18 protein-coding genes are annotated in these 16,927 nt (G+C 74.9%); 14 read left to right on the top strand and 4 right to left on the bottom strand.

The features are described from left to right. Window positions 1-15 precede the first annotated feature (15 nt). Window positions 16-1,119, bottom strand: coding sequence for a helix-turn-helix transcriptional regulator (locus FXF68_RS32935; protein WP_187438216.1), 1,104 nt, complete (start codon window positions 1,117-1,119; stop codon window positions 16-18). Window positions 1,120-1,335: 216 nt separating this feature from the next. On the opposite strand from FXF68_RS32935, the gene FXF68_RS32930 reads away from it, so the two are divergent. The 11 genes from FXF68_RS32930 (at window position 1,336) to FXF68_RS32885 (ending at window position 13,410) form a co-directional block, all read left to right on the top strand. Next, entirely contained in the window at window positions 1,336-2,385 is a 1,050-nt protein-coding gene (locus FXF68_RS32930; RefSeq protein WP_148766240.1) for a TRAFAC clade GTPase domain-containing protein, read from the top strand. Continuing rightward, complete coding sequence (locus FXF68_RS32925) at window positions 2,378-3,673, top strand: hypothetical protein (protein ID WP_148766238.1); 1,296 nt, start codon at window positions 2,378-2,380, stop codon at window positions 3,671-3,673. The genes FXF68_RS32930 and FXF68_RS32925 overlap by 8 nt, the downstream gene beginning before the upstream one ends. Before the next feature lie 46 nt (window positions 3,674-3,719). Beyond that, window positions 3,720-6,212, top strand: coding sequence for a P-loop NTPase family protein (locus FXF68_RS32920; RefSeq protein ID WP_148766236.1), 2,493 nt, complete (start codon window positions 3,720-3,722; stop codon window positions 6,210-6,212). Between the two features lie 113 nt (window positions 6,213-6,325). Next, on the top strand, window positions 6,326-6,727 hold the full coding sequence (locus FXF68_RS32915; protein ID WP_148766234.1) for a nuclear transport factor 2-like protein: 402 nt from the start codon (window positions 6,326-6,328) through the stop codon (window positions 6,725-6,727). A gap of 16 nt (window positions 6,728-6,743) precedes the next feature. Continuing rightward, complete coding sequence (locus FXF68_RS42710; RefSeq protein WP_187438215.1) at window positions 6,744-6,890, top strand: hypothetical protein; 147 nt, start codon at window positions 6,744-6,746, stop codon at window positions 6,888-6,890. Window positions 6,891-6,976: 86 nt separating this feature from the next. Further along, window positions 6,977-7,813, top strand: a complete 837-nt coding sequence (locus tag FXF68_RS32910; protein WP_148766232.1) for an undecaprenyl-diphosphate phosphatase — start codon at window positions 6,977-6,979, stop codon at window positions 7,811-7,813. Window positions 7,814-7,837: 24 nt separating this feature from the next. Then, complete coding sequence (locus tag FXF68_RS32905) at window positions 7,838-8,581, top strand: dienelactone hydrolase family protein (protein ID WP_148766230.1); 744 nt, start codon at window positions 7,838-7,840, stop codon at window positions 8,579-8,581. A gap of 14 nt (window positions 8,582-8,595) precedes the next feature. Beyond that, window positions 8,596-8,910 carry a DUF6295 family protein gene (locus FXF68_RS32900; RefSeq protein WP_148766228.1) on the top strand — a complete coding sequence of 105 codons (315 nt, stop codon included), beginning with the start codon at window positions 8,596-8,598 and terminating at the stop codon, window positions 8,908-8,910. An 80-nt stretch (window positions 8,911-8,990) separates the two neighbouring features. Continuing rightward, the gene (locus tag FXF68_RS32895; RefSeq protein ID WP_148766226.1) at window positions 8,991-11,276 is read left to right on the top strand and encodes a sensor histidine kinase; all 2,286 of its coding nucleotides are present in this window, start codon (window positions 8,991-8,993) and stop codon (window positions 11,274-11,276) included. Window positions 11,277-11,349: 73 nt separating this feature from the next. Then, entirely contained in the window at window positions 11,350-12,003 is a 654-nt protein-coding gene (locus FXF68_RS32890; protein ID WP_148766224.1) for a response regulator, read from the top strand. Between the two features lie 129 nt (window positions 12,004-12,132). Beyond that, complete coding sequence (locus FXF68_RS32885; protein WP_148766222.1) at window positions 12,133-13,410, top strand: alpha/beta fold hydrolase; 1,278 nt, start codon at window positions 12,133-12,135, stop codon at window positions 13,408-13,410. 60 nt (window positions 13,411-13,470) lie between these two features. Here the strand turns inward: FXF68_RS32885 and FXF68_RS32880 are convergent, their stop codons facing one another. Further along, window positions 13,471-13,950: a VOC family protein gene (locus FXF68_RS32880; RefSeq protein ID WP_148766220.1), complete on the bottom strand. Its 480-nt coding sequence runs from the start codon at window positions 13,948-13,950 to the stop codon at window positions 13,471-13,473. Window positions 13,951-14,045: 95 nt separating this feature from the next. Continuing rightward, window positions 14,046-15,002 carry a DNA polymerase domain-containing protein gene (locus FXF68_RS32875; RefSeq protein ID WP_148766218.1) on the bottom strand — a complete coding sequence of 319 codons (957 nt, stop codon included), beginning with the start codon at window positions 15,000-15,002 and terminating at the stop codon, window positions 14,046-14,048. 54 nt (window positions 15,003-15,056) lie between these two features. On the opposite strand from FXF68_RS32875, the gene FXF68_RS32870 reads away from it, so the two are divergent. Next, complete coding sequence (locus tag FXF68_RS32870; protein ID WP_148766216.1) at window positions 15,057-15,692, top strand: FMN-binding negative transcriptional regulator; 636 nt, start codon at window positions 15,057-15,059, stop codon at window positions 15,690-15,692. Between the two features lie 27 nt (window positions 15,693-15,719). On the opposite strand, the gene FXF68_RS32865 is transcribed toward FXF68_RS32870, so the two are convergent. Then, window positions 15,720-15,995 carry a sulfurtransferase TusA family protein gene (locus FXF68_RS32865; protein ID WP_148766214.1) on the bottom strand — a complete coding sequence of 92 codons (276 nt, stop codon included), beginning with the start codon at window positions 15,993-15,995 and terminating at the stop codon, window positions 15,720-15,722. 191 nt (window positions 15,996-16,186) lie between these two features. On the opposite strand from FXF68_RS32865, the gene FXF68_RS32860 reads away from it, so the two are divergent. After that, complete coding sequence (locus FXF68_RS32860) at window positions 16,187-16,582, top strand: STAS domain-containing protein (protein ID WP_148766212.1); 396 nt, start codon at window positions 16,187-16,189, stop codon at window positions 16,580-16,582. 195 nt (window positions 16,583-16,777) lie between these two features. Beyond that, window positions 16,778-16,927: maltotransferase domain-containing protein (locus FXF68_RS32855; protein WP_148766209.1), on the top strand; the 150-nt coding region annotated here is incomplete at its 3' end.

Genomic DNA, 16,927 nt, shown 5'->3' with positions numbered 1-16,927 from the left:
CCGGCGCGGGCGCGCTCAGGCGGGGTCGGGGGCGGGCGGGCGGAGCAGCCGCCCGTCCGTCGACAAAGGCGGCGCGGGCCGGGAGAGTTCCGGAAGGTAATGGCGGAAGAACAGGTCCGCGATCAGTTCTCGCCCGTTGCCGACTCCGGCCTTTTCGAAGATGGCGCCGAGATGGTCCTGGACGGTATATAGGGAGAGGCCGAAATGCGCGGCGATCTCCTTGTTGGAACGTCCCAGCAGCAGTTGCTGAGTGATCTCGCGTTCGCGCCGGGTCAGCCCGTAGGCGGCGAGGACGATCGCGGTCAGCTCGCGCGGCTCGGGCGGCCCGATCGACACCGCGACGAGCGACTCGGCGGCCTTCTCCACCGTCCAGGCCTGCAGCGACACCCAGCCGCCCGACCGGTCCGGGGCGTGCGCCCGGACGGCCCCCGCGCCCTCGTTGCCCGCGCGGGCCGCGACCGCCGACACCACGTACGGGCAGCCGCCGTGCGCGGGACGGCTCTCCTGCAGCCGGTCGAGCCACAGCCGCGCCGTCGGCGTCATCGACCGGACGGCCAGCCGGCCGTCGAGCATGATCAGGCCGGGCGCGTCCGGCACGTCGCCCCGGTCGATGCCGGACAGCAGCAGCGACCGGCGCAGGACGGTCGACGCCGGCGGGCTCAGCGCGGCGGCCGCGGCGAGGTCGTCCGCCCCGAACGGCGGCGAGCCCGCCTCCCGGCAGAACACGAGCAGGCCCCAGGTGCGGCCGGCGTCGCGGAGCAGGACCCGCAGCTCGTCGGCGAGGCCGAGCGGGCGCAGGATGTCGCGGTAGTACTTGCTGTCGTCGAGCCGCCCGCGCGTGGACTCGCTGAGCAGGCTCACCGGCCCCGGCCTGCCCGCGAGCGCCCGCAGGTTGTCGACGTCGTCCTGCTCGCCGTGCTCGATCTCGAACAGCCGCGGCATGACCTCCTGCGGAAAGCCCGACTCGTGCTGCCCGCCCGTGTCGAGGAGCGTGGACGGGTCGAGGAGCACGCCGCACCACACGTCCGCCGGAACGGCGTCCAGCAATGCGCGGGCGGTGCGGTCGACGACGGCGAGCGCTCCGATATCGGGGAGTAAATCGCGTTTGAGATCGCGCACAAGGCGCGGGGGGTCTTCCCGTGAATGCCGCCGTCCCATGAACGGGATCCTATGGCACCCCCCAGATGTCTGGGATTGGTTTCCCACCCCGTTATCCCTAATGTCGGAGGACGCATCTCGGACGGCGCCCGGAAAAGATGATCAATTCTTCCGGGAAATCCGCGCGGCCGGGACGCGAACGGGGCGTACGGGGCGCGAGCATGGGGGCGAACGCGGATGCTGCATCAGGTGATGACGTCGGTGCTCGGCGCGTCGGGGTCCGGCAAGTCGACGTACCTGCTGGCCCTCTACGCCACGATGTCGCGCGGCGTGAACACCTGCACCCTGCACGAGGTGGACAGCAACCGCGACGTGGAGCTCTCGGACGGCTGGCGGGACCTCGGCGAGTCCGGCCGGCCGCCCGAGCAGACCGGCGCCGCGCCCCGGCAGCACGTCTTCGTCTACTCGCGGGACATGAAGCGGCTCGCCAACCTCCACTGGACGGACTTCCGCGGCGGCGCCCTCGCGAGCTTCGTCGGCCCCGACGGGTCGCCGGACGCGGCCGACATGCTCCGCCAGGTGTCGCTCGCGCACGGCGTGTTCCTCGTCGTCGACGGCGAGCACTTCCGCAAGCCGATCGCGCCGAACCAGCGGGAGGCGGTGTCCCGGGACTCGCTGCTCCAGCGGATGTCCAGCGTCCTCACCGACACGCTGACCGGGCGCACCGCCGCCGGGCGGCCGCTCCCGGCCATCACGATCCTGATCACGAAGGCCGACCTGATCGAGTGGAACCTGCCGGGCGCGTCGCGGCGGCTGGAGGACCTCGTCGCCGAGATCCGGAGCCTGCTGCCGGTGGCGTTCCAGCGGCGGGTGTGCACGGCGGTCTGCCCGGTGAGCGTCGGGCCGCTGGAGAGCGTCGCGTCCGGGGCGGTGCGGCCGGACAGCGTCGCGCCGGACAGCGTCCACCTGCCGGTGATGTTCACGCTCGCGCACTTCTACCGGCAGGAGCGGGACTCGCTCGGCGAGCGGCTGAAGGCGCTCGCGGCGGAGCGCGCCGCGGTCGACGGCGAGCTGCGGACGCTGCCGCCCGGCGGGTCGCGGTCGCTCGCGGCCCGGCGGGACCGGCTCATCGGCGCGCTGCGCGCCCTGGACGAGCAGCAGGCGAGCGCGGGCCACTGGCGCGGGCACTGCGCGGCGGAGGCGGAGGCGCTCGTCCCGATGCTCAGGCACCTGATGATCTACGACGGCGGGCGGCTCGCGACGTGGGCGGGGGTCGGCCGTGGCTGAGCCGTTCCGGCGGCCCGCGGTCCCGCCGCCGGGCCCGGCGGCGGGACGCGTGACCGCGGACTGGGCCCCGGTCCTCTACGGGCGGACGCGCAGCGCGGACACCTGGTGGCGCGTCGTCCCCGAGGGCGTGGACCAGCACGGCTGGCTGGACGGCGTCGTCCAGGCGGCGGTGGCCGACGGGGCGGGCCTGCGCGACGGCGCCCGCTTCCTCTTCGCGCAGAACGGCGTCCACCGGATCGTCGGGGTGGCGTGCCGGGCGTCCGAGCTGAGCAACACCATGCGCTCGGACGGCGTCCGGGAGATGTACTGCTTCGTCGGCTGGCTGACGGAGACCGGGCCGGGCGGCGGGGCGCCTGGGCCGGAGTGGGCGCGGTTCGAGCGGGAGTACCGCGCGTGGGCGGGAGCCGTCTACGCGCGGTGGATGGAACCCGTCTGGACGGCGCCCGCGAGCACGCTCCGGCGTCCACGGCGGGCCGCGGCGGAGGCGGCGCCGTGGCCGGAGCCGGTCCGGCGGGCGACGGGGCCGGTGGGCGGCGCCCGGTTCGTCCCGCCGGAGGGGTGGGCGGCCCTGTGGGACGGCGCGGGCGCCGGCACGGCCCCGGTGACCATCGTGCTCGGCTGGCCCTCGGCCGATCGGGCGCGCGGGGACGCCGTGACCCACCTCGGCGTGCTGCGCGTCCCGGCGGACGCGCGGCACGCGCCGGCCTTCTCACCGCCTGCGGCCCGTCAGGCGGCGCGGCCGTTCGCTCCGGCGCCGCCGGGTCCGCCGGGTCCGCCGCCGCGCATGCCGCCGGGGCCGGCGCACGCGCCGCCGGGGCGGTCCCCGGCGGCGGGACCGCCGGTCGCGGCGCTGGCGCTCGCGGCGGGCGGCGCGGTCCTCCTCGGCACGGTCGCGCTGATGGCGCTCGTGCTCTCCGGAGGGGACGACGAGCCGAAGACCGTGCCGCTGACCGGCGCCGCGACCGTCCAGCCCGGACACGGCCTGGCGGTCGGCGCCGGGCTGCCCGCCGACCTGAACGGCGCGCTCCGCTACGACGGCGGCAGGCTGACCGCCGCCCCGAAGACGGTGGCCGCGACGCTGCCGACCGCGACCGCGCCGTCCGAGCGGGCATGCGGCGACCGGCTGCGGGAGAACGGCGCCGCGCTCCCGGCCGGAAAGACCGGAAAGGTCGCGGGCCTCGGCGTCTGCCTGCGGACCGGGGCGTCCGGACGGCTCGCGTTCGTCCGCGTCGACGCCGAGCGGAAGAAGATCCTGGACGTCACCGTGACGATCTGGAAACACGGCTGACGCGCGTCCGGAGACGTGGCGGCGGGCCGGGGAGGCAGGGGCGGAAGTGGACGGCCGGGAGATCCAGACCAAGATCGCGGCGGCGCTCGCCGCGCGGCACGGCCAGCGCGACCGGGCCGAACGGCTCTTCGAGGCGTGGCAGGCGCTGTCCGACCGGTTCGGCGCGCTCGTCGCCCTGGCCGAGCACGCCCAGGTCGAGGCCGCGGGCGTGCGGCACGGCGGCGAGCCCGGCACGGAGCTGACCGCCGCCCTGCGCGCGTTCCTCGACGGCGGCAACGCGCGCCGCGTGCAGGCCGGGCTGGCGGAGGCGGCGGAGCGGGTGCGCGCCGTCCGCAGCCGGGCCGCGCGGCCGACGCTCAACATCGGCGTGATCGGCCAGACGCAGGCCGGGAAGAGCACGCTGCTGCGCACCATCTCCGGGCTGTCCGACCTCGGCGCGGACGTCCTCCCGACGTCCGACGACCTGCTGCCGACCACCGCCGCGCGCAGCCGCATCTACAACTCGCCGTCGCCCCGCGCCGAGGTCGTCCTGCGCTCGTTCGAGGAGTTCAGGGAGGTGTACCTGCGGCCCCGGCACGAGTCGCTCGGCCTGCCCGTCCCGGGCACGCTGGACGAGTTCGCCGCGTTCCGCTACCCGACCTGGGACGAGTTCGCCGGACCGGCCCGCGCGACCGGCCGGGACCTGCCGTCCAACCAGGAGCACCTCAAGCGGCTCCGCGAGGCGCAGACGGCGCTGCCCCACTACCGGCCGCTGTTCGGGACGCGCGACGTGCTGCGGATCGGGCTCCAGGACGTCCCCGCCTACGTCTCCTACCCGCCGAACCCGGCGCCGCCGAACGCCGAGCGCCGCTACCTCGCCGTCCGGGACGTGCGGATCTTCTACCCGTTCCCGAACACCCCGGTCCGCGACCTCGCGCTGATCGACCTGCCCGGCACGCAGGAGCGGGGCCTCGACGTCGCCCGCCAGTTCCTGTTCGACCTGCGCAACGACGTCGACCTGCTCATCCAGGTGAAGCGGCCGGCCCGGATCAACGTGATGTTCGCCGCCGCCGACAGCGACCTCCAGGACCTCGCGCACGAGGCCCGCGCCGGGGTGCCGCTCGGCGACTTCATGTTCGTCCTGCTGAACCGGGACAGGATCCGGCCCGACCTGGACGACGACGGCTTCGCCAAGGCCGTCGCCGAGGCCGAGGACGCGGTGCGCCCGCAGGGCATCCGCGTCCTCAAGGGCGACCTGATCGAGCGGGACCAGGTGCGGGAGCGGGTGCTGCACCCCGTCCTCGCGCACCTCGCCGACAAGCTCGCCGCCATGGACCGCGCCGCCCTCCAGGACGCGCGGGAGACGACCGGGCAGGCCGGCCGGGACGCCGACGAGGCCGCCGAACGGCTCGCCGCGGGCGTCCGGCGGGCGCGCGGGCACCTCGTCAGCGACGGCCAGCGGCTCGCCGAGCTGGTCAAGGACCTCCGGCGGCGGCTCGCCGGGGACCTCGCCCAGATCCGCGACCACTACCTGGCGCTGATCCGGGAGGGGCGGCGCAGCGCGGAGCTCGACGCCGCCGTCCAGAGCGCCGCCGCCGAGGTGCGCGAATGGCTCGCGGACGGGTTCGGCGGCGGCGGGCACGACGAGTGGCGCGCCCGCGTCCGCAACGACATCCTCCTGCTGCCCCGCAAGACCGTCGAGGAGGAGTTCATCCGCGCCCGGCACTTCGTCGCCGGGACGTTCCGCCGCGTCGTGGACTCCTCGCTGTCCGCCGCCATCGCCGAGCTGCAGCGGGCGATCTCCACCGCGCTGTGGGCGCACCTGCCCGAGGGCGCGGCGCCCGCCGACCACACGCTCGGCGCGTTCGCCGAGGCGCTCCGCGAGCAGGGGCTGCCGGGGCTGGCGACGCCCGTCCGCGACCTGTCGGAGCTGAGCGTCGGATACGGCGACCAGAGCCTTTTCCTGCGGATCGTCCAGCCGATCGTGGTGGGCATCGACGTCGAGGACCCGCCGTCCGCGCCCGGAGGGGCGCCCGCGTCCCCGCCCGGCCCGGCCGCCGCGTCCCGTCGGGACACGATCGCGGACATCAACGTCGAGATGGAGGTGCCGCTCCCGCTCTGGATGCCGGGCAACGTCAGCGTCGGCGCGCGGATCCCGATCCGGCGGCCGGGCGGCGGCGGGCCGCGCGGGCTGTCGGCGGCGTCCGCGCAGGAGCTGATCCCCGCCGGGCAGAGCGCGGAGGAGACGACGCGGTGGCTCGCCGACACCCTCACCGGCGTCGTGGACGACGTCGTCGAACGCCTCGTCACCGCGTTGGAGGCCGAGTCGCTCGCCGCCGTCCGGGCCCTGTTCGCCTGCGCCGACCAGTTCCTCGATGGCTTCCTGCGGCACGAGGACACCGACCAGGAGCTGCGCGAGCTGTGCCGCCCGCACCTCGACCGCCCGACGCCCGACGACGGCCCGGCCCGGGTGTCGGCGCTGGCCCGCGACATCGGCGCGAGCGCCGACGCGGTCCGCGAGGCGTTCGCCGCCTACCAGGGGCTGATCCATTCCCTCTGACCCGTCAGGCGCCTCCGGGGAACGGCCGCACCGCCGGTGGGTGGCGCGCGGCCGTCCCTTCTGTCAATATTCTTGGTGTTGGATAGTCAAGGATCTGACTACAAGGCGTACGCATGCATCCCTTCCGAGCGGCCGCCGAAGCCGGCGACCAGCGGGCGATCGAGGCGCTCCTGGCCGACGACGTCGTGTTCACCAGCCCGGTGGCCTTCAAGCCCTATCCCGGCAAACCGATCACGGTGGCGATCCTGCGCGCGGTGCTGCGGGTCTTCACCGACCTCCGCTACTTCCGCGAGATCGGCGCTCCCGACGACCACGACCACGCGCTCCTGTTCAAGGCGAAGGTCGGCGACCTCACCATCACCGGCTGCGACTTCATCCGGACGAACGACGCCGGCCTGATCGACGACCTCACCGTCATGGTCCGGCCGCTGTCGGCGGCCAAGGCCCTGGCGGACGCGATGTCCGCCGAGTTCGACCAGGTCAGACGGGAGGTGGCGGCGGCCGCGGCCGACTGACGCGCTGCCCGACGAGGTGCCCGACGAGACCCTCACCGAGGTCCGCGCCGTGTTCCTCACCGAGGTCCGCGCCACCCGGGCGGACGCCGCCGAGACGGAGCGTCCGGCCGGGACGCCGCGTGCCCGCGTCGATGTCGCCGCGCCCCGGGTTAATGAACTGTGAAGATGTTCCCGGCGACGCGTCGCGCACGTCCCGGTGGGCAGTAGGCTCGCCGGGCAGCGGGCGCAGGCCGGGAGGGGAATCGGGTCGTGAGCGTGATCAACATCGGGCAGGCCGTGGTCCTGGGGATCGTGGAGGGCCTGACCGAGTTCCTCCCGATCTCCTCGACCGGGCATCTGAAAATCGCCGAGGGTCTGATGGACATCCCGGTGAAGGACGAGTCCGTCATCGGCTTCACCGCCGTCATCCAGTCCGGGGCGATCGCCGCCGTGCTGGTGTACTTCTTCACCGACATCGTCCGGATCGTGAAGGCGTGGGGACGCGGGATCGTCAACCCGTCCGAGCGCTACCACCACGACTACAAGTTCGGCTGGTGGGTCATCTTCGCCACGATTCCGGTCGTGGTCGTCGGGGTCGCCGCCGACGGCCTCATCCACGGCCCGCTCGCGTCCCTGTGGGTGGTGGCCGGGTCGCTGATCGCCGGCAGCGTCGTGATGTGGCTCGCCGACCGGTACGGCAAGCACAAGCGCGGCGAGGACGACACGTCCTTCACCGACGCGATGCTGATCGGCTGCTCGCAGATCCTCGCGATGCTGTTCCCCGGGTTCTCCCGGTCCGGCGCGACGATGTCGACCGGGCTGCTGCTCGGCCTCGACCGGGTCGCCGCGACGCGGCTGTCGTTCTTCCTCGGCATCCCCGCGCTGACCGGCGCCGGGATCTACGAGCTGCCGAGCGCGCTCGGCTCCGGGGCGGGCACGGCGCCGCTGATCGTCGGCACCGTGGTGTCGTTCGTCGTCGCGTACGCGTCGATCGCCTGGCTGCTGCGGTTCGTCGCGCGGCACACCTTCACCTCGTTCGTCGTCTACCGGATCGCCGTCGGGCTTCTCCTGTTCGCACTTCTCGGCGCGGGAACGTTGAACGCCTGAGCCCCGCGCGGTAGAGCGGGGATCATGAACGATGCGATTTGGGCCGGAACCGTCACGACCGCCGGGCACGAGGGCGCCCAGCTTGAGGCGTACCTCGCGCGGCCGCTGAGCGACGTCCCGCGCGGCGGCGTGGTCGTGATCCACCACATGCCCGGCTACGACGCCGGGACCAAGGAGTTCGTCCGGACGTTCGCCGCGCACGGCTACGCGGCGATCTGCCCGAACCTGTACTCGCGGGAGGGCGCGGGCGTCAGCCCGGACGACCAGGCCGCCGCCGCCCGCGCGAAGGGCGGCGTCCCCGACGACCAGCTCGTCGGCGACGTCGCCGGGGCCGTCGCCCACCTGAACTCGCTCGACCACGCCAACGGCAAGGTCGGGGTGATCGGGCACTGCTCGGGCGGACGGCAGGCGTTCCTCGCCGCGTGCTCCCTCGCCCTGGACGCCGCCGTCGACTGCTACGGCGCGTTCGTCGTCAACGACCCGCCGAGCGACTACCCGACCGCCGCCCGCTCGATCGTCGCCAAGGCCCCCGACCTGTCGTGCCCGCTGCTCGGACTGTTCGGCGAGGACGACCGCAACCCCGCACCCGACGAGGTCGCGGCGCTCGACGCGGAGCTGACCCGGCTCGGCAAGGAGCACGAGTTCCACACCTATCCGGGCGCCGGGCACGCCTTCTTCGCGGTCGAGCGGACCGCGTTCCGCCCCGCCGCCGCCAAGGACGGCTGGGAGAAGATCTTCGCCTTCTACGGCCGCCACCTGAGCGCCTGAGAGGAGACACCCCCATGTGCACCTATCAGACGATCAAGGTGGCGCTGGACGGCGCGGCCAAGGGCGCGAACGGCTGGTTCACGCTGACCGACGGCGCCGTCTACGTCGACCATCCCTTCCACGCCTGCCATGAGCACACGGTGAACATCGACTTCACCAATCCGGGCGACGGGCCGTCCGCGCGGGTCGCGGTCGAGCTGACCGAGGAGGGGGCGCTGGCGCTGGTCGCGGCCATCCAGGAGGCGCTGGCCGCCGCGCCGCCCGGCCTCGCGTCCGTCCGCGCCTCCGCCCGTGTCTCCGCCGGGACGGCGGACGCGGGCACGGGCTGACCGCGCGGGGCACCGCCGCGCAGGCGGTGCCCCGCCGCCGGGGGCTCGGGCTGCCCGACGCCGCAAGTAGGGTGCGAAACGTGAAGAGGCCACGGCGGAGCTCTGTCGTCGCCGAGCCCGCCCCCGCGCCGACGCCCGGCCCGCGAGACCTGCTCCCGGCCGCCGCCGTCGTCGTCGCGCAGGCGCTCGTCTGGACGGTCCCCGGCGCGTCGTCCGCCCTCGGGCGGGTCCTCGCCCTCGGCTCTCCGGGCCTGCCCGGCGGGGCCGCGACGGCCCTGGTCACGGCGCTCGGCACCGGCCTCGCCGCCGGAGCGCTCGCGGCGCGCCGGATCGCGCCCGGCTGGGCCCTCGGCAGCGCGCTGGCGGCGGCGCTCCTCGCCGCGTGCGGCGGCGGAGCCGCCGTCGGATGGCCGGTCGCCCTGGTGATCGCGCTGCACTCGCTCGCCGTGCACCGGACGGCCGGGCTCGCCGCCGCCGGGGCCGCCGCGACGTCGCTGTCCGTCGCCGGGGCCGTCGCCGTCGCGGGCGCGGCCCCGCGGACGGTGGCGGGTGCGGGGCTCCTCGCGGCGGGCGGCACGGCGATGCTCTGGGTCCTCGGGAGGTCGCGGCGGCGCGGGCGGGCGGGCCGGTCGGCGCTCGCCGCCTACCGGGCCGGGGCGCCCGCCGCGCCGAGGTTCGCGGCCGACGCCGAGCGCGAGCGGCTGACGGCCGAACTCCACGACGTGGCCGCGCACCGGCTCACCGGGATCGTGGTGTCGGCCGGGGCGGCGACCCGGCTCGCCGATCCGGAGCTGGCGGCGGAGGCGACCCGCCATGCCGCGGGCGCGGCCCGGCAGGCGGTGGCGGAGCTGGACCGCCTCATCGAGGCCGCCGGGACCGTCACCCTCGACGACATCGACGCGCTGGTCGCCGAGCACCCGTCCGTCGACTACCGGCGCACGGCCGCCGCCGCGCCGCCGGACGTCGTCGGGGCGGCCCACAGGGTGGTGCGCGAGGCCCTCACGAACGCCGTCCGGTACGCCTCGGGCGCCCGCCGCGTCCGGGTCGAGGGGACCGCCACGAGCCTCACCGTCACGGTCACCGACATGGGCGGCCCTCCAGCCGCGCCCGGCCTCGGCACAGGGCACGGCCTGGCCGGGCTCCGCTCCGCCACGCGAGCCCTCGGCGGCTCGTTCTCGGCGGGCCCGGACGGCGCCGGCTGGACGGTCCGCGCCGAGTTCCCCCTCGTCGCCGCGCCGGGGAGCGTCCCGGAGCACCGCGGCGACCGGCCGCTCGCGGCGTTCCTGAACGGGCCGGGCGGCTGGCGCGGACCCGCGGCGCTGGACGCGGTGCTGGTCGTGCTGGCGGTCGCGCTGTCCCTCGGCGCCGCGCTGCCGCCGGGAGACGACCCCGATCCTTTCTCGTCACCCGTCGTCGGCACGGCGCTGGCACTGCTCTTCGCCGCCCGCGCGTTCCCGTTCTGGTGGCGGAGGCGGGCCCCGCGCGGCGCGCTGATCATCGCGCTCGCGACGCTCCTGGTGTGGCTGGGGCTCGACCTTGCCGGCTGGCCGGGCCCGCCCCTCAGCGACGGGTTCCTCTGGTACTGGTGGGTCGATCTGGCGCTCGTCTACGCGGTCGCCGCCTTCCGTCCGGGCGGCCGGACCTGGCCCGCTCCCCTGGCCGTCGCGGCGGTGGGCGGGGCGGTCCTCGCCAGTGGCGACGGCATCACCGGGAACCGCGTGGCCGCCTGGGCGGTCCTCGCGGCGGCGCTCGCGATCCCCTGCTTCGCCGTCTGGGCGCTCGGCGCGCACACCGCCGCCCGCCGGAGGCGGCGGGAGGCCGCCGCCGCGCGGGACCGCGCCCGGCTCGACCGGGAGGTCTCGGCAGCGGCCGCCGCCGAGCGGCGGCGGGTGGCCGACGGGCTGCGCCGGACCGCGCGGCGGCACACGCGGAACGCGGCCGACGAGGCCGACGCGGGCCGCCTCGACGGCGTCCTCGCCGAGGCGAAGGCGGGGCTGGCCGCGCTCCGCGAACTCCTGGCCGACCTGCGGGCGCGGGACGACGGCGGCGACCCGCCCCCGACCGTCGACGGCATCGCCGCCCTGGCGGGCAGGCGCGGCGCCGCCGTCCGGTTCGCCGGGGAGCGCAGGCCGCTGCCGCCCGCCCTCGAGGTCGCGGCCTACCAGGTGGCGCGGGAGCTGCTCGCAGGCGGAGACGCGGTCACGGTCGCGTTCTCCGGACGGGGCGTCGCCGTGTCCGGGCGGGCGCCGGGCGGCGCCGCGGCGGAGCGGCGGCTGCGCGCGCTGACGGACGCCTGCGGCGGTACGCTGACGATCGCCGACGACGGCGCGGCACGGGGATGGCTGCCGGAGGTGTCCCGCCCTTGATCGAGACGACCGGTGCGGGCCTCCCGGCCGGGCCCGGCACGATGACCGGGCCGGTGACCGGGCCGGTGACCGCATGATCCGCGTGGTTATCGCCGACGACCAGGCCGTGGTCCGCGCGGGGATCGCCGCCATGGTCGGCGCGGAGCCCGACATGACCGTGGTCGGGCAGGCGGGCGACACCGAGACGGCCGTGTCGCTCGTCGCCTCGCAACGTCCCGACGTCGCGCTCATGGACATCCGCATGCCCGGTGCCGGGGGCCTCGCCGCGACGACCACGATCACCGCCGACGTCCCCGGCACCCGCGTGGTCGTGCTGACGACGTTCGACCTCGACGAGTACGTGTTCGCCGCCCTGCGCGCGGGCGCGGCGGGGTTCCTGCTGAAGGACGCCGACCCGGAGCGGGTGATCGACGCCGTGCGGCTCGCGGCGCGCGGCGACGCGCTGCTCGACCCGGCGGTGACCGGGCGGCTGATCGGCCGTTTCGCGGGCGGTCCCGGCCCGGCCGAGGCCGAGCGGCTCGCGGCGCTCACCCCCCGCGAGACGGAGGTGCTCCGCCAGGTGGCGCGCGGCCTGACCAACGTGGAGGTGGCCGCCGAGCTGGGCATCAGCGCGGCGACGGTGAAGGACCACGTCGCGGCCGTGCTCGGGAAGCTCGGCGTCCGCGACCGGGTGCAGGCGACGATCTTCGCGTACGAGAGCGGCCTCGTCCGTCCCGGCATCCGCTGACGCGCGCCGGGGCCGCCCCGCATCCGCCGGACGGCGGGGTGGAGCCCCCCGAAGCGCGGGGATCCGGGCTCCGGCAATTGGGTCTGCGGTACCGCGATCCGCGCGTTTCCCGCTTCTAGCGTGGCGCGCATGTCACGTACCGTGCTGCGCCGGGTGTCCGGCGCCCTCCTGCTCCTCGCCGCCGCGGTGGCGGCCCCGCTCGCCGGTGTCGCGGGGTTCTTCGGCCTCGCGGCCGTCACCGCCGACATCCCGCTGCTCGCGGTCGTCGGGCTGCTGGTCGTCGCCGGCTCCGGGCTCCTGCTCGGGCTTCCGGCGTTCGCGCTGCTCGGGGTGCGGCGCAGGCGGGGCGCGGCGCTGCTCCTCGGCGCGGCTCTCACCGCCGCCGTGGCCGGGATCGCGTCGCTGACCGTCTTCCGGCCCGGGTCCCTCGCCCCGACCGCCGCGCCTCCCGCGGGCGTGCGGTTCTGGAACCTGCCGACCGGTTCGCGGATCGCCTACGTCCATGCCCCGGCCACCGGTAAGCCCAGGCCGACGCCCGTGGTGTTCCTGCACGGAGGGCCAGGAACCCCCGGCGAAGGGCTTCCGACGGCGAGCGCCGCGCTCACCGCGAGCGGCTTCGACGTGTACGCCTACGACCAGGTCGGCGCCGGACGGTCCACGCGGCTGTCCGACGTGACCGGGTACACGGTGGCGCGCCACGTCGCCGACCTCGACGCGATCCGCACCGCCATCGGCGCGGACAAGATCATCATCGTCGGGCAGTCCTGGGGCGGCTCCCTCGCCGCCCAGTACCTCGCCGCCCATCCCGGCCACGTCGCCAAGGTGGCCTTCACCTCCCCCGGCGGGCTGTGGCTGCCCGCCCTCCCGGACGGCGACGCCGATCCCTCGACGCGGCTCGGTCCGGCGCAGAAGAAGCGGTACGACGAGCTGACGTCGTCCCCGCGACTGCTCGCCGCCGCGCTCCTCCTCGGCGTCAACCCCAACGCCGCGCACGCCCTGGTCGGCGACCGCGAGGCGGACGAGCGCTTCCACGAACTCGGCCTCGTGCTGAAGGACGTCTCCTCGTGCCCCGGCGCGCCGCCGCGAACGCCCCACGAGAACCGGCAGGGCTTCTACGTCAACCAGGTCACCAGCAGGGACTTCGAGGACGTGCCGGACCCTCGTCCAGCGCTGCGGCGGGTCCGGGTACCGGCGCTGATCATGCGCGGCGAGTGCGACTACGTGGCATGGGCGGCGACCCGCGACTACCGCCGGACGCTCCCCGGCTCGACGCTGGTCATGATCAAGGGCGCCGGTCACGCCATCGCGGGCGACCAGCCCGCCGTCTACACCGATCTCCTCCGGGCCTTCCTGCTCGACCGGCGCCTCCCGCTGCCCGCCTACACCTCGGACGATGCGCCCCGCTGACGCGGAGCCCTCCGCCCAGGCCGGCGCGGGCCCCGGCCCCGGGCCCGCGCGGGCGTCGCGTCAGCCCGCGTGGGCCGCGCGGAGCCGGGCGATGTCGAGCTTGCCGTGGGTGGAGAGCATCTCCTTGGTGGCGCGCTCCGCCTTCGCCGGGTCGGGGTCGCTTATCAGCTCGAACAGCACGGACGGGATGACCTGCCATGACACGCCGTACTTGTCCTTCAGCCAGCCGCACTCGGACTCCTCGCCGCCCTCGGTGAGGCGGTCCCAGTAGTAGTCGACCTCGTCCTGGTCGGCGCAGTGGATCTGGAACGAGACCGCCTCGTTGAACGTGAAGTGGGGGCCGCCGTTCAGGCCGACGAACTTCTGCCCGTTGATCTCGAACTCGACCGCGAGCACGGAGCCCGGCTCGCCGTGCATGCCCGGACCGACGCGCGTGACGTCGCCGACCTTCGCGTCCTTGAAGATCGAGGCGTAGTGGTTCGCCGCCTCCTCGGCCTGGCCGTCGAACCACAGGCACGTGGTGAGTCGCTCGCTGGTCATCGTTACCTCCCGCTGTCGGGTGCCGTTTCACCAGAACAGACCGGGCGTCCCCGCGAAACTCATCGCGAACCACGCGACGATTTCCGGCGGCCCGCCTAGGACGAGGCGTCGCGGCGGGCACGGGCCCGGCGTTTGCCCTCGTGCATGGCCTGGACGCGGGCGATCGGGATCGTGTGCCCCTCCGCGACGAGGTCGTCGGGAAGGCGCTGCGGCTCGGGCATCAGCTCGGCCCACGGATCGCGGTCGGCGACGAGCGCGGCGGCGTTCCGGACGGTGAAGTCGGACGGCGCGACACCGTCGAGCCCGTCCCAGGGGACGGGGAACGACACCGGCGTGCCCGGCCGGATGCGCGGGCTGTAGGCGGCGACGACGGTCGCCCCGGCGGCACGCGTCGAGTCGAGGAACACCTTCCCGGCGCGGTCCTCGCGGATGAAGGCCGTCGTGGCGAGCGCCGGGTCGAGGCGCTCGGCGCGGGCGGCGAGCGCCCGGGTCGCGGCGGCCACGTCGGCGGCGGGACGCGCCTCCAGCGGGACGAACACGTGCACCCCCTTCGCACCGCTCGTCTTCACCGCGCCGGACAGGCCGCAGTCGTCGAGCGCGCGCCGCACCAGATGGGCGGCGCGGACCACGACGTCGAACCCGCCGGACTCGGGAGGGTCGATGTCCATGACGAGGTGGGTGGGCGTCCCCCAGGCGCCCGCGCGGACGAGCGGCGGGTGGTACTCGACGGCGCGCTGGTTCGCGAACCACAGCAGGGTCCGGCGGTCGCCGCACACCGCGTAGGACACCTCGCGCTGCGACGTCTCCGCCCACACCGTCACCGTCTCCACCCAGGACGGCGCGTACTTCGGGACGTTCTTCTGCATGAACGGCTTCTGGCCGCGCAGCACGCGCTTCACCGACAGCGGGCGGTCGGCCAACTGCGGGAGGACGCGGTCGGCGACGGCGTCCAGGTAGTCGACGAGGTCTCGCTTGGTGGCGTCCGCCCCTGCGAACAGGGGCTGGTCGAGGTTCGTCAGGCGGACCCCGTCCCGCTCCTCTTCGGCGCTCACCCGCCCAGCTTCGCACGCGGCTCCGACGAAAGATCGTCGAGTAGTGTCACGACCATGTATGTACCGGCACATTTCTCCGCCGACGACACGGAGGTCAAGGAGCTGCTGGCCGGGTGCGGCGCGGCCGATCTCGTCACCGTCACCTCCCGCGGACCGGTGGCGACGTTCCTGCCCGTCCTGTACGACCCGTCCGTGGGCGAGCACGGCGCGATGCTGGCGCACGTGGCGCGCAACAACGACCAGTGGCGGGAGCCCGGGTCGGGCGAGTCGCTGCTCATCGTGCACGGCCCCGATGCCTATGTGTCGCCGTCGTGGTACCCGTCCAAGGCGGAGCACGGCCGTGCCGTGCCGACCTGGAACTACCTCACCGCGCACGTGTACGGGCACCTCGTCGTCCACGACGATCCCGCGTGGGTGGAGTCCATGGTCCGCCGCCTCACCGAGCTGCACGAGAACGGCCGGACGCCGTCCTGGTCGGTGGACGACGCCCCGTCCTCGTTCATCGCCGGGCAGTTGCGCGCCATCGTGGGTCTCGAACTCGTCATCACCCGCATCGAGGCGAAGTCGAAGATGAGCCAGAACCGTCCGGAGGCCGACCGGGACGCCGTCGTGGCGGCGTACCGCGCGCAGGGCGACACGGTCATGGCCGAGGCGGTGCGGGCCGCGTCCGAGCGGTCGGCGCGGCGGTAGCCGAGCCCTACCGCGGCGGCGTGCCGCTCAGCGCGGGCGCCACGGCGACTCGGCCGAGGTCGGACGCGCGTCCGCCGACACCTGGAGCGCGTAGGTGGGCGGCTCCGCGCCGTCCACCGGGCCGAGGTAGGCGTGGCCGGTCAGGTGGCACCACGCGGGGAGGTCGATGGGCGCGGCCGGGTCGCTCGCGATCAGGTGGATGACCGTGCCGGGCGCGAGGCCCGCGATGTGCCCGCGCAGTTCCAGGAGGAGGCGCACGCAGGAGCGGTCGCCGCCGTCGATGACGACTGGGTCCGAGCTCATTCCGCCTCCCCCGGCCACGCTGCCCCGGCTGTTCCCGGAACCTAGCAGCTGCGGGTGGAAATATAGGCGTTTGCGGCGACAAAGCACCCCGCCGGGAGGCCGGTGAGCTGGGTGATCGACGTCCCAGACTTGACCGTTCCTTTCAGGTTCCTCCCAGGATCACGGCTTACAGTCGCAGGGAGAAACCCCCAGTGCTCTTCGAGGTTAAGGAACCGGTTTTGGGGCTGACCATGGATCTGGGCGTGGCGCGAGTGGAGATCACGTCGACCTGCGGGACGCTGACGTTCCCGGACGAGGTCGACCTGAGCAACGGCGAGGCGGTCCTCGAACAGGCCGTACGGCTCCTCGACTCCGGCGCCCCGGCCCTGATCCTCGACCTGACCGGCTGCACGTTCTGCGACTCCAACGGCCTGAACGTGATCACGCGCTCGCAGATGCGGGCGACCGAGCTCGGCGTGCCGATGTGGGTGGTGCTGCCGCCGCGCGGCATCGTCCGCCGGGTGTCGGACGTCGCCGGGCTGCAGCGCCGCGTCGCCATCGCCCCGGACGTCGCGACCGCCCGCGAGGCCCTCGCCGCGCGCCACTGACGGCGTCGGCGGACTGGCCGAACCAGCCTGAATCGACCAATCCGCGCCTCAAGGACATAGGGCGCGCGGGACATGGCCGCCGCGGGTGATCTCTTTACATGATCTTGCAGCGGCGGAGGCGGCGGGAGGTTGCGGACGGGGCATGGATGTCTGCGACCGAAGCCGGGGACGGCGCCGACGAGCGGAAGCGGGCACATGCAGGTGAAGCTGGAGGCCGAGCTCGGTCGCATCCCGATCCTCGATGTGGCGCCGGTGGTGGGGTGTGGGCGGTGGCCTGCCAAGGCGGTGGTGGGGGAGACGGTCGAGGTGTCGGCGACGGTGTTCCGGGAGGGGCACGAGCGGTTG

It is taken from the genome of Actinomadura decatromicini (assembly GCF_008121305.1).
Taxonomy (GTDB): Bacteria; Actinomycetota; Actinomycetes; order Streptosporangiales; family Streptosporangiaceae; genus Spirillospora; species Spirillospora syzygii.
Note: the sequence above shows the minus strand (reverse complement) of the source record. Positions and strands in the feature narration are given on the sequence as shown.